Below are 11,858 nucleotides of genomic sequence, written 5' to 3'. Positions count from 1 at the left end.
GATGGAGCAAGGATGACCCGCAGCGGACGAACAACGGTGGTGCGTGGCGCGGCGGTTGCCGCACTCTGCACCGCACTCCTCTCAGGATGTGCCAGCGGCCCGGCCATCGCGGACCTGAACCTCCCAGCGAAAGACCGGGCGAACTGGGTCATGCCACTCGACGAATATCTCTTTCCGTCCACAGACACGATCTATTCCTACGCGTTGAATCTGCTCGTGTCCGAGTGCATGCAGGAGGCGGGCTTCCAGTGGCCGATCATGCCGGAGTCGCTCGATGATACGGACTACAAGAGCCCGATGTCCATGCGAACCCTCGAGGCGGCGCAGACGTGGGGCTATCACACGGTCCCTTCGGCTGAGCGCACGGCGCGCATCGAGAACTTCACGAGAATGAACACGCTGGCGCAATCTCAGCCCGGATTCGACACTGTGTTCACCCCCTGCCTAGAAGACGTGCAGGCTGAGCACCCGGTCTTTGGCGGTGCCACCAGGTCGAGCCAACCCGCTTCGTCGAGCTATTGGCAAACCGTAGAGGATGCCGCAACCACCGGCCCAGTGAAGGCGGCCGCGGACGCCTGGCGCGACTGCCTCGACGAGGCCGGCTACGGTGGCGCTCCGGACAGTCCGCTGGATGGCATGCCGACCGACGAGATGCGGGCCCAGCTCGGCATCCCCGGGTACGCGCCGGGGGTGGATGGTCCGCCCGAGCCGCCGTTGACCCAGGTGGAGATCGCGCTCGCGACCGCCGATGTCCGGTGCCGGGAGTCAAGCGGTTGGGCGCAGGCGCAGTACGACGCCCAGTGGGATCGTCAGGTCGAGTTCATCCAGGCTAACGCCGACCGGCTGAGCAGCGATCGGGAGAAGTGGCTGAAGGACCGGCAGGTGCTGCTCGAACTGATCGCAACGTACGCCCCGGCGCAAGGATGAGCAGGCGCGTGTGGCTGACCGCGATCGGGGTTGCCACCACGGCTGTTCTGGTCGCCGGCGGGTGGTTTGCGGCGCAGGCGTTCACCTCTCCCGCGCAGTGGGAGGCGCAGGCGACTCCGCCGGCCGCCGAACCCGTTCTCGCTCAGATCGAGCGCGGGGATCTCATCGCGACCCGGACCCTGCCGGGAGTGATCGCGGCGCAGACGGAGGAATCGGTGACGCTCGCTGCGGTGACGGATGCCGCACGCAGCGTGGTCACCGACAGCCCGCTGTCGCCGGGTGCCAACTTGGCAGCGGGCGCAAGGGCGGCGTGGGTGAACGGTTCACCGGTGTTTGCGATCGCGTCACCGTTCCCCTTCTACCGTGACGTTGGCGTCGGCGATGCCGGGCCCGACGTTCGGGTGCTGCAAGACAACCTCACCCAGCTTGGGTTACTGGGCAGCGCGGATGGCAAGTTCGGGCAGGCGACAGCGCAGGCCGTCGCAAAGCTGTACGTGGGAGTAGGCGGCACCGCCCCCCACCGCACCCTTGACATCGCGACACCTGTACAAACAACCAACACCGGCACCGATGCAGCCACCGCACCGGCTCCCGCACCGCCAGCCGAACACCCGTACCTGCCGCTCTCCGCCGTCGCGGCGTTCTCCTCCCTGCCTGCCCAGATTGTCGCCATACCGCCGGTCGGCGCCGATGTGACCGCAGGGGCGAGCATCGGGGTTGTCTCCACCCGGAATGTCGTGCGGGTGGGCGTTACGCCGGATGCGGCATCCGCCCTCCTTCCCGGTGCGATGGTCACCTTCACCGCGGCCGGGCAGCCGGCCGCGACCGGGGCCGTCGATCGGGTCTTCGAGGCGACGGCCGATGAGGTCGGGGTCAGCGTCGGCGGTGAGCCGATGAGGTGGGCGGACATCATCCCCGCCGGCGAGGACGCGCTGGCGGCAGTAGGCACGGCGGTGAGCGTCGTGGTCGAAACACGGCAGATCGCGACCGGCGCGCTGCTGGTGCCAACGGTCGCGGTCGCGCAACAGGAGGGTACCGCCGGAATCGTGCTGCGCCGCGAAGACGACGGTACGTTCCTAGAGGTGCCGGTCACCGTCCTCGGCTCGGACGGTGGGCGATCCGCGATCGAGGGTGCGCTGCAGCCGGGAGATCGGGTGCGGGTGGACTGATGCCACTCATCGATCTGCGCGGGGTGTCCCGCGTGTACGGCGCCACTGAGGCTCCCGTGCATGCTCTCGTCGACGTGTACCTGCGAGTGGATCCCGGCGAGTTCCTCGCCATCATCGGGCCGTCCGGTGGCGGCAAAACCACCCTGCTGTCTATCATCGGTGCGCTGGATACGCCGACCTCGGGCGAGTATCTGCTCGATGGGGTCGCGGTTCCACGCGAGGAAGGCCGCGAACTTGCGGCGCTGCGCGCCGGTACGTTCGGCTACATCTTCCAAAGCTTTCACCTGCTCGATCAGCGCCCCGCCTCCGACAGTGTTGAACTGGGGATGCTCTACCAGGGTGTCGGTGCGAAGGAGCGCGCCGCCCGCGCGGCCGAGGCGACAGAGCACATCGGCATGCGCGACCGCCTTGGTACCCGAGCCGCCCTGCTGTCCGGCGGGCAACGCCAGCGGCTCGCCATCGCCCGCGCGATCGCCTCCCGCGCGCCGGTACTGCTCGCTGACGAGCCCACCGGCAACCTGGATTCCGCCACCGGCGCGCGCGTCATGGCGGAGCTCACCCGGCTGCACCGACAAGGCGTCACCGTGATCGTCGTCACCCACGACGCCGAGGTTGCGGCCGCCGCATCGCGCGTGGTGCGCATCACCGACGGGAGACTCACCGAGGAACGGCGGCAGGCCATCGAGCCCTCGACCCGCACCGGGCCGACCGCGCAAGCCGCCTCCGCACCCGCCCGCCGCCGCCGGGTTCGCTTTGGCGACCTGCTTGCCGACGCCCTCGCCTCACTGCGTTCCAGAACCCGGCAGTCGCTCGCCCTCGCGGGCACGGTAGCGCTGGCCGTCGCGCTGCTGGTCACGACGCTGGGGCTGGATGCTTCAACCCGCGCCCAGGTGACCTCAACCTTCGACGCCCACGCCAGTCGGGAAGTGAGCGTCCAATGGGAACCAGAAGATGCGGCATCAGGCGCACCCGCACCGGTGGAGGCGGTGACCGCCGCCAGTACCCTCGCCGGCGTCGAGTCTGCGGCCGTGGTCTCGGGCTACCTCGAAAGTGCGATCAGCAATGGATCGACCGCGCGCACAGGGCAGGTCCACGAAGCGGCCGGCGACCTTGCTTCGGCGCTGCGCGCTGAGCTCAGGTGGGCGCGCGACGACGGCGCGGGGTTGCCCAGAGCCGGCGAGGCGTTGGTCGGAGCATCCCTCGCCGACCAGCTGGAGCTCGGCCCGCTGATTGCACGTCCGCAGATTGCCATAGCCGGCACCCCGTTCACGGTGGTGGGCATCATCGACACCTCCAACCGTGCGCCTCTGCTGGCCGGCGGCGTCGTGCTCGGCGATGGGCAGGCGCCCGCTGAGTTGACCGCGCAGAATCGCACCCTGTTCATCCGCACGGGCGCGGGTGCCGCGTTGCAGGTTGGACGCCAGCTCCCGGTCGCGCTAGACCCGTACTCACCAGACGCGTACGTCGTGCAGGCCCCCACCGATCCGACCACGTTGCGGGCCGAGGTGCAGTCCGGGGTGCGAGTCGCGCTGCTGGCGTTCACCGGTTTAGCGGCGATGATCGCAGTGCTGACGCTGATCAACGCGATCGGCTCGGCGATCACCGCGCGCCGTGCCGAGCTGGGGCTGCGGCGCGCGCTCGGTGCACGCAGAGCCGATCTGATCGGGCTGGTCGTCGCCGAATCGGCCATACTCGGCGCGGCCGGCGGTGTGCTCGGACTCGCGGCGGGCTTCGCCGGGATCCTCGGATTCACCGTCGCGAACCGGTGGCTGCCGGTCTTCGACGTGGCCCTTGCCCCGCTCGCGATCGTTGCGGGTGTCGCGATCGGCGCGCTGGCCTCGATCGTCGGTGCGGTACGGGCCAGCAGAGTTCATCCGGCGGAGGCGCTGCGGCAATGATGCACAACCCGACCGACTGGCCCACCGATGTCAGGATCCGGCGCCGCCAACAACCTAGTCTGATGAGATCGGTGCGCATCCGCGCCGGCGGGGAGGGGACCGCGTGGACGACAGGCGTGCCGCGTTCGAAGCACTCTTCGCCGAGCACCATCCCGCCGTGCTCCGGTACATCGGACGTCGCGTCGACCAACGCGAGCAAGCGCGCGAACTCGCCATGGACTGCTTCGAAGTGGCGTGGAAGCGCTTCGACCCGCAGCATCCGTTCGGCCTACCCTGGCTGCTGCGCACCGCGCACAACATCGTCGGCGACTCCTACCGGCGCCGCGACCGGGAACGCGTCGGCCTGGCGCACCTCGCCGACATCGAGCGCCTCGGCCCGGAAACCGGGTCCCACGACCACGTTGAACTCTCAGTCGCAATGGACCTGCTGCCGGAGCCGGACCGGGAGGTGCTCATGCTCGTGTACTGGGACGGGCTGTCGGCCGCTGATGCGGCACAGGTCATTGGATGTCGCGTGCCCGCGGTTTGGAAACGCCTCAGCCGGGCACGGGATGCCTTGCGTGCACTACTGGACGATGACGCAACACTCCCACAGGAGGTGAATGAACTTGCGCTGGACCGATGACCGCCTCGCCGAGGGACTGACCTCCCTCGACCCGGCACACACTGCACCCGACTCGGCGACGACCTCGACCGACTGGGCGCAGCTGCGAACCATGATGGCCACCGACCGCCGCCGGGCTCGCCCGCCGCTGCGGCTCCGGCTGCGCGCACTGTGGGCAGTCCCGATTGCTGCCGCCCTCGTCACCGTCGCCGTGGTGACCGGTTCAATCACCAACCCGCCTGCCTACGCGCAGACCCCACCACCGCTGGCTCCGACATCGGTCGCAGAGCCTCTCGACGAAGTCGTCGACGAGTCGGTGCAAGTTTTGCTCGCGGCACCGCAGCAGCCAGCCAGGCGAGAGGGACAGCTCGTTCGGTGGCGGCATAGTCAGGATGCCGAGGGCGAGCCGGTGTTCATTCCCCAGCGGTACGCCTGGGAGCGGGATGAGAACGGCGTCGCGTCGGTGCTGGTCACCGCGGAGCAGCCGTATTCGGTGCTGGCCGACGGGCAGATTACCGAGCCCGCTGGTCCCGCGCCGACCGCCGGCACGCGAGTGAGCACGGCAGCTGAAGACGAGTATTTCGGCGGATTCCCTGCTGCACCGCCCGCCGACACTGCGGGACTTGTCGCCGCGCTTCGCGAGAAGATCCCGCTGCGCGACGACGCGGACGGCATGGAGTATTGGGGCGCCTTCCGAATGCTTCTGAGCGAATGGACGCTCACACCCGCCCATCACGCCGCAATGCTGCAGATCCTTGAGCAATCCGGCGGGCTGGAGCTGCTCGGCACTGTCACCGATCGACTCGGTCGCGACGGCATCGCCCTCCGGCTCACATCGTCGACCCGCACAGCGTTTGAAGTCACAGTGATCATCGACGCCGCCACCCGACAGATCATCGCCTCCGACGTCATCTACGCCGGTGGACTAAACGTCCTCGATGAGCCCGCCGGCAGTGTCGTCGAGTACTCTGCGTGGCCCGATCTCAGGAACTGATCTCCGCGTTGAGAACGCGATCGAAGTCTCAGCGAGTAGTTACGTGGGCAAGACGTAGACCATGAGTGGCTGCCTCGAAGAATAGCGCCCGTTGAGGGTCCATCTGCGGACCCGGCCCATGGGCAGCGCACGGTTTTCGTTGCTGTAGGACCGCTCACATGCATGGGTGGATGCGCCCTGCACTCGGATCTGCAGGGGGCAGTAGACGAACCTATCTCGATATAGCTAGAGTTCAGGAATGGATGAACTCGCGCGGGTCACTCCCGCGACTGTGGACGTGCTCCGTGTACTTAATGCAGGGGATGATGCCTGCTGGGGTCTTCGCGTGATCAAGGAGAGCGGGCGGCCTCCGGGCAGTGTATACCCAATCTTGGAGCGTCTCGAACGTGCGGGGTGGGTGTCTTCGGCGTGGGAGACAGAGAATGATCGATCGGGCCCTCGTCGTCGTTTCTACAAACTCACTGACGGTGGTGCGGTTGCTGCCCGGGCGGTGATCGCGCGGTTTGACGCGAAATCCAGGGCAGCTTTTCGACCGACCGGCGCCCAGGCATGATGCGCCTAGCCGAGCAACTGGTCCTTCTGGCCTCTGCCACCCTTCCTGCGACGGCCCGTGCCCGCTATCGGGAACAGTGGATGGCCGACTTGCGCGATGCCGACGAGTTGGACATCCGCCGCTCCGGCATCGTTCTCGGCGCATTCAGCTTCGCCGCAGCCGCGGTCTCGCGTGAACTGCTCAACACGGAGATGAGTACGTCGCGCAGCTGGAGGCAGCTCGGCATTGCAGTATTGGTGGTGGCGGTTCCCCTGTTGCTCGGCGTTGTCTCCAACGACTTGGCCGGCGGATTCAAGGTTGTCCTCAGAGACAATTTTGACGTGTATCAGGTGCTGATAAACACACCGCTGACCCTCGTGTTTCCAGTGCTGGTAGTTCTTCTGAGTTGCCTGCGGTTTTACCGGGAAATCGGTCACCGATATGTGTCCAACACCCGAGTGCGAGTTCGCGTGGGAAGCTACGTATTCGCCAAGTTCCTCCTTGCCGGCGGCACCAGTTTCGTTGTGTTTTTCTTGTTTGCGTTTGTGCCGTTTGTGATTGCTTTCTACTTGTGGCCGACGTTGGGGAATCCGTCCGTTGACGCGAGCGCTTACAGTCTGACGACGAGCACGGCTCTGGCGGACAGCTTTGAGCGCACCACCTACAGTTCGCTGCTTGAGCACGGGACGATGACGTACGGCGTCGCATACTCGGCGTGGGTCGGTTTCAGCGCGAGCATCTACGCGAGTCTGGGGATCGCCGCATTGCTTGTGGTGAAGAATCGCGTGTGCGCGCTCGCCATCCCGTTCCTGGTTTACTTCGGCGAAACAGTCATCGCCGCGGTGATCGGGTACCCGCAGGCGGGGCTTGTGTACTCAACGTTCCCGTTCGGGCTTAGCCAAACCTCGTTCCTGGCGGGAGCGGCCCCGACCCTGGTGTTGGCCGTCCTCACCGGGATCCTCTGTCTCGTCGTCCTCAGGCGGGTACACCGCATCGAGAATCTCGCCTAAGTGGGCCGGCGCTGGCGTCACACGGTGCGACCGGCGTCCGTCGCACTTCTCATCACGATGGCTGGGCTGGGATATGGCACCCGCCTACTGCCTGAGCCGGGCGACCTTGTTGCGCCCCCAGGGGCCTGGGATCTGGCGCTGGATCTTGCGACTGAACCGCACTTCATTACCTACGTGATACTGATGGCCTGGCTGGTGCGGCTGGTGATCGCACAACCCGTGGCCGTGCCGGGCTTGATACGGTTGGGCAGCTTTCGCCGGCTGGCCGCCGTATCCTGCGCCGCCGCGGTTCCGCCGATCGGCGTAACCCTGGCGACTCTGACAGCCGCGTGGCTGATCGCCAGTGCCGCACTGGGGTTGCGGTGGTCGGGCGACCCCACACCAGGAACCGCGGCCGCTCGTCTTTCACTCGTCGGAATCTCGGCGCCTCTCGGGCTCCTCCTGCAGATCGCGCTCATCGTCCTGTCTCTCATCACCATCCAGTTCCTATTCACCACGTTGTGGGTTGTCTTCCGGCGCCGCGCGGTAGAGATTCTGTCCGCGCTCGCCCTGTGGCTCTGGGCCGCTGCCGCAACGATGGGCGCATTCCCGGAAGGGTCACCGCTGAATTTTGGCTACTTTCTCAACGCCTCCTTGAGCGCGACATCGGCGGCGGGAGCATTGTCCGCGGCGGCGAGCATCGCGGCCACCTGGGTGTTCTGTGCTCTGGCGATCGGCGAGCAGGATAGGCGTGCGCGCGGGGGCGGCACGCGCTTCACTGCGCCGGCGCTCGTCTTCATGGCCGGGGTGGTGGGCTTGCTGGTGGTTACGATCAACGGGATCGACCTGCACGATACATCGCTGTACGACACGGTGTCGGTCGCGTTCACTGGCAGCGCGGGAACGCTGGCGCAGTTCTTCGTCTCCTCGTTTATCTTCATCGGCTACGCCTACATGTTCGGTGTCCGCTTGTCGGAGGTGCGGGACGGCTGGGCACAACTTCAGCTCCTCCGTCACGGTTCCATCACTCGATGGTGCGCTCGCCTCGCACTTGTCGAGTTCCTGAAAGCCATTGCATTCCTCGCCGTGCTGCTTGGCCTGGCAACCCTCATCTACTTGCTGTTGGGAGGACGTGAGTTCTCTCCGCCTGATGGAGGCTTCGCAGTTTGGGCTTATCAGTTCATGGTCAACGGGGTGCTGCAGCTTGCCGTGTACCTCGGCGCCGTTTTCGCAGCCACCTGGGTCACGCCGAGTCGGGCAGGTGCGCTGGTGATCTGCGCTCTCCTGATCATGCTCGCCTACCTGCAGAACACGCCCTCGCCGTGGCTGCCCGTCCAACTGTCCGGCATGGCTCTCACGGTGGACGGGTGGTCTCCCGTGCTCGCTGCCACCGGAACCCTGGCAGCGGCGTTATGCGTACTCGTCGTTTCAATCCCTCCACTGCTTCATTGGCAAAAACTACGTTCGTGAAAGGTACAGAGATGACAATCGTGTCGGTTCGTGGCGTCACCAAACGGTACAGAGGGACGGTCATCCTCGATGACGTTTCCTTTGACCTTGACCGCGGCAAGACCTATGGGTTAGTTGGAGCAAATGGTTCGGGGAAATCGGTTCTGCTCAAGCTGCTCTGCGGATTCACCGTGCCAGATGCTGGCGAGATCTGGATCGATCCGCGCTATCTGTCAAAGAACCGCAGCTTCCCCGACAGATTCGGGGTGACGATCAACGGCCCGGCATACCTGCCGGGGTCAACGGCGCGGCAGAACCTTCTCGACCTCGCCGCCATCCAGAAGCGGATCAACCCGGACGAAGTCGACGCGGCACTACGACGAATCGGCCTGCGACCCGAACTGAAACAGAAGGTACGCAACTACTCCCTCGGGATGAAGCAGAAGCTCTCCTTGGCGCAAGCACTCATGGAAAGCCCGGAAGTGCTGCTACTCGACGAACCATTCAACGCCCTGGACGCAGACAGCGTGGGCACGCTTCGCGCGATTCTTCGCGAGGAACAGGCCAAGGGCACAACGATCATTTTTACCAGTCACAACCGGGAAGACATCGACGAGCTCAGCACCGAAATCCTCGAAATCAACGCCGGCCGAATCAGTCAGGGTCGAGGCGCACTATGAGCCATCGTCTTGATCCCGTCCGCCCGGAAGCCATCGACCTACCACCGACCGAGTCCTACGACCTCACGCACCTTGTGGACGCGTCAGTACAAGGAGACAAGCTCCTGCGGGATTACCGGAATGTTTCTGCTACCCCCGGGGCGTGAGCAGCGCAGTGCCCGTTCAGGGTCCTTCCTGCGGGCGTGAAGACGTTTTGCCTTCATACCGGTGAACTACATTGTTGTGATTTGCTCACAGGTATCTTTCGGGCTGCTGCGGTTTCCGACGCGCTTCGCGCGCCGAAGCCTTGCCCTCAGGTCGCCCTACCGGGCTCCCGAGTTACGTTGCTTATTCGAGTGAAGCGGCGCTTCGCGCGCCGCTCAGGAGATCATGAGCGACTCGACCAGCACCTTTGCTGCGGAGCCAGACGCCGAATTTGCGGCGGTGGTGAGGATACCTCTCAACGCGGCCAGGGCACCCTTGATTCGCTTGCGGTCCGGTTCCGGTTTCGTGATTTCTGATAGCGCAGCTTTCGCCGCCTCCTCACCGAGTTCTCGCTCGTCTGAGTCAATATCGTTCGCGCCCGACAGCAGCCCAATAGCTTCAGTGAGGGTTTTCGCTAGATCCTCATATCCCTCGGATATCGGAGAGAGGTTTTGAGTGTTCGTTGATCCGCCATCCCAAGCGACGTTCGCTTGCCCTCCTGACACCATCACGACAGGAGCATTGAAGACTTGGCTTCCGCGTGCACTCATCGAAGGACGTGGGGCAGAATCCGAAAAGCTTGCGACCAGGTGACTCATTCCGTTGAAGCTGCGCGCGCCTCGTACGTCATTGATTTTTACGTTGGTGACGTAGATGGTCCGAGTGCCTCCGCGAGGGTCCGGGAGGTGAATTTCGTCACCTTCCCAGACAGGCGCGTCAACTTCGAAGAACGCTTTTGTGCTCTGGACATGCGATCGTAGGTTTTGCCGCGTCTCCTCCGATGTGCGGGGCTTGTTGACTACAACAACATCGGTTAAGCCGAACGTCCCACCCATTCTGGACAGGAATCCACCGTTCTGATACCCAAGAGCCATCGCGACCTCCAACTTGACTTCTCGCAACCTACCGCGAACTTCTCTCAAAATAGCGTTGGTTCCGGAGCTTTTCACTGATCGGACGTATCAACCCAAGAGCGGACGTAGTAACGATTTGTTCCGTTCGGAGCGCGAGTCTGTTCACTCGTTGCCCGCTGAGCGTCGGACGACCGGGCTCAACACGCGATTCATTACCTCCTCAATGCTGGGCCGTGCTGCAAGCTGATCGAATGGGCGACAAGGCGATCTATGTTGAGATCGAGATCAAAGCCGCCGTCGATCGCGTGTGGGAACTCACCCAAGGCGTCGCTCAGCATCCGCGATGGGATCTTCGGTTCAGCGCCATCACTCCGGCCGCGGAGCTTCCAACCGGCGGCTACCGATTCACCTACGAACGCCGGATGCCGCTTCACACCATCACGGGGACGGGCGCCTCGCTAGGAGAGCGACAGCGACCGGACGGAACACGCACCTCGGCACTGAGGTTCGCGACGAACGATAAATTCTCGCCACTCGGGGCAGGTCGTGGCTACTGGCGGTACCTTCCGACGGCTGAGCGAACCACCTTCATTACCGGCTTCGATTACGACCCTGGGTGGGGGCGACTCGTGGACCGGTTGGTTATGCGTCGACTCATCGGATGGATGACGGCGTGGAGCTTCGACCGCCTGCGAATCTGGGCTGAAACGGGCACGCCGCCGGAGCGGTGGCCGCTGGTGTCCGTTCTCGCGTTTTGGCGACCGGACCGGCCCAAAGCGGCGCGATGCCGGCGAGCCCCGCGCCTCGGAAACGCGATGGCCCAAGCCCCGAGAACCCTGCACACCCTGGAAGCGCCATGACGTCGATTTTCCAGCACGCACTCGGCGATGACTTCGATCGATTGCATCCAATGCTGCAGCTCCGATTCGGGGTGGGGCTTGACGCCGGCTACGCAGCTATCGGTCGTGGCACGATGGCGCAGATCAGGCGCGGGCCATGGTGGACGATCCCCTTCCTGCGCATCGGGAAGATTCGCAACATCCTCATCCCGATCTCGGCGAGAACGTGCCGTTCACGATCGAGAACTATCCCTACCTCGACCCATTCGGTCGTGAGACCGTCACGTTCGTGCGTGAATACCGGGTTCGCGACAGACCGAGCCGGTTCGACGCAACCATGGTCCTGAGCGACGGCAAGGTGCTCGACTACTTGGGCACCCACCAGCACCTGGCCGTCGACCTTGACCTATCAATCGAACCGGACGGGTCATTGCGCCTGTGTTCCGGTGCCCAACGCTTTTACGAAGGTCCCCTCGCGTTCCGGTTTCCGATGCTCTTCAGTGGCCGAGCCGACCTGCACGAGTCATTCGATGACTCAGCGAACGTCTACCGGATCCGACTGGAAGTGCGAAATCGTCTCTTCGGATTCCTGTTCGGCTACGAAGGCGAATTCACGTGCGACTTCGTTCCGGCGTCCGACGCGCCAGCCCGGCTCAAGCCACGACGACACGAACGGCGCACCTAGGCAGCGGTGGCCTTGCCGGTTCTGACGCTCGCCGCCAGCACCCCGATAGATGGGA

At 64.7% G+C, this 11,858-nt stretch carries 11 protein-coding genes and 1 pseudogene; 11 read left to right on the top strand and 1 reads right to left on the bottom strand.

Annotated elements, in window-relative coordinates; translation table 11 throughout:
* Positions 1 to 12 precede the first annotated feature (12 nt).
* The 9 genes from HCT51_RS11995 to HCT51_RS11955 all read left to right on the top strand — a co-directional run bounded on the left by HCT51_RS11995 (position 13) and on the right by HCT51_RS11955 (position 9,242).
* On the top strand, positions 13 to 927 hold the full coding sequence (locus HCT51_RS11995; RefSeq protein WP_166878038.1) for a hypothetical protein: 915 nt from the start codon (positions 13 to 15) through the stop codon (positions 925 to 927).
* Positions 924 to 2,096, top strand: a complete 1,173-nt coding sequence (locus HCT51_RS11990; RefSeq protein ID WP_166878035.1) for a peptidoglycan-binding protein — start codon at positions 924 to 926, stop codon at positions 2,094 to 2,096. The genes HCT51_RS11995 and HCT51_RS11990 overlap by 4 nt, the downstream gene beginning before the upstream one ends.
* Entirely contained in the window at positions 2,096 to 3,994 is a 1,899-nt protein-coding gene (locus HCT51_RS11985) for an ABC transporter ATP-binding protein/permease (RefSeq protein ID WP_166878032.1), read from the top strand. The genes HCT51_RS11990 and HCT51_RS11985 overlap by 1 nt, the downstream gene beginning before the upstream one ends.
* Before the next feature lie 103 nt (positions 3,995 to 4,097).
* On the top strand, positions 4,098 to 4,619 hold the full coding sequence (locus HCT51_RS11980) for an RNA polymerase sigma factor (protein ID WP_166878028.1): 522 nt from the start codon (positions 4,098 to 4,100) through the stop codon (positions 4,617 to 4,619).
* Positions 4,597 to 5,592, top strand: a complete 996-nt coding sequence (locus tag HCT51_RS11975) for a hypothetical protein (RefSeq protein WP_166878024.1) — start codon at positions 4,597 to 4,599, stop codon at positions 5,590 to 5,592. Before HCT51_RS11980 ends, HCT51_RS11975 begins: the two co-directional genes overlap by 23 nt.
* Before the next feature lie 238 nt (positions 5,593 to 5,830).
* Positions 5,831 to 6,145 (top strand): PadR family transcriptional regulator, encoded by a 315-nt coding sequence (locus HCT51_RS19020; RefSeq protein ID WP_166878021.1) that lies wholly within the window; start codon positions 5,831 to 5,833, stop codon positions 6,143 to 6,145.
* Positions 6,146 to 6,225: 80 nt separating this feature from the next.
* Entirely contained in the window at positions 6,226 to 7,134 is a 909-nt protein-coding gene (locus HCT51_RS11965) for a hypothetical protein (protein ID WP_166878018.1), read from the top strand.
* Between the two features lie 183 nt (positions 7,135 to 7,317).
* Positions 7,318 to 8,583 (top strand): hypothetical protein, encoded by a 1,266-nt coding sequence (locus HCT51_RS11960; protein WP_191413604.1) that lies wholly within the window; start codon positions 7,318 to 7,320, stop codon positions 8,581 to 8,583.
* On the top strand, positions 8,562 to 9,242 hold the full coding sequence (locus HCT51_RS11955) for an ABC transporter ATP-binding protein (RefSeq protein WP_224760471.1): 681 nt from the start codon (positions 8,562 to 8,564) through the stop codon (positions 9,240 to 9,242). Before HCT51_RS11960 ends, HCT51_RS11955 begins: the two co-directional genes overlap by 22 nt.
* 359 nt (positions 9,243 to 9,601) lie before the next feature.
* On the opposite strand, the gene HCT51_RS11950 is transcribed toward HCT51_RS11955, so the two are convergent.
* Complete coding sequence (locus HCT51_RS11950) at positions 9,602 to 10,300, bottom strand: hypothetical protein (protein ID WP_166878012.1); 699 nt, start codon at positions 10,298 to 10,300, stop codon at positions 9,602 to 9,604.
* Positions 10,301 to 10,530: 230 nt separating this feature from the next.
* Here HCT51_RS11950 and HCT51_RS11945 point away from each other — a divergent pair, with 230 nt between their 5' ends.
* Together HCT51_RS11945 and HCT51_RS19015 are read left to right on the top strand one after the other, a co-directional pair.
* Complete coding sequence (locus HCT51_RS11945; RefSeq protein ID WP_191413601.1) at positions 10,531 to 11,139, top strand: SRPBCC family protein; 609 nt, start codon at positions 10,531 to 10,533, stop codon at positions 11,137 to 11,139.
* A pseudogene (locus tag HCT51_RS19015) lies at positions 11,064 to 11,803 on the top strand (DUF4166 domain-containing protein). Before HCT51_RS11945 ends, HCT51_RS19015 begins: the two are co-directional and overlap by 76 nt.
* Positions 11,804 to 11,858 lie beyond the last annotated feature (55 nt).

Origin of the sequence: Salinibacterium sp. ZJ450, from assembly GCF_011751885.2 — a bacterium.
GTDB lineage: Bacteria > Actinomycetota > Actinomycetes > Actinomycetales > Microbacteriaceae > Ruicaihuangia.
Note: the sequence above shows the minus strand (reverse complement) of the source record. Positions and strands in the feature narration are given on the sequence as shown.

What these genes read in the sequence shown, in the direction of transcription:
- HCT51_RS11995 (WP_166878038.1), top strand. Translation starts at nt 13, where the DNA reads ATGACCCGCAGCGGACGAACAACGGTGGTGCGTGGCGCGGCGGTTGCC.
- HCT51_RS11990 (WP_166878035.1), top strand. Translation starts at nt 924, where the DNA reads ATGAGCAGGCGCGTGTGGCTGACCGCGATCGGGGTTGCCACCACGGCT.
- HCT51_RS11985 (WP_166878032.1), top strand. Translation starts at nt 2,096, where the DNA reads ATGCCACTCATCGATCTGCGCGGGGTGTCCCGCGTGTACGGCGCCACT.
- HCT51_RS11975 (WP_166878024.1), top strand. Translation starts at nt 4,597, where the DNA reads ATGAACTTGCGCTGGACCGATGACCGCCTCGCCGAGGGACTGACCTCC.
- HCT51_RS19020 (WP_166878021.1), top strand. Translation starts at nt 5,831, where the DNA reads ATGGATGAACTCGCGCGGGTCACTCCCGCGACTGTGGACGTGCTCCGT.
- HCT51_RS11965 (WP_166878018.1), top strand. Translation starts at nt 6,226, where the DNA reads ATGGCCGACTTGCGCGATGCCGACGAGTTGGACATCCGCCGCTCCGGC.
- HCT51_RS11960 (WP_191413604.1), top strand. Translation starts at nt 7,318, where the DNA reads ATGGCCTGGCTGGTGCGGCTGGTGATCGCACAACCCGTGGCCGTGCCG.
- HCT51_RS11950 (WP_166878012.1), bottom strand. Translation starts at nt 10,300, where the DNA reads ATGGCTCTTGGGTATCAGAACGGTGGATTCCTGTCCAGAATGGGTGGG.
- HCT51_RS11945 (WP_191413601.1), top strand. Translation starts at nt 10,531, where the DNA reads ATGGGCGACAAGGCGATCTATGTTGAGATCGAGATCAAAGCCGCCGTC.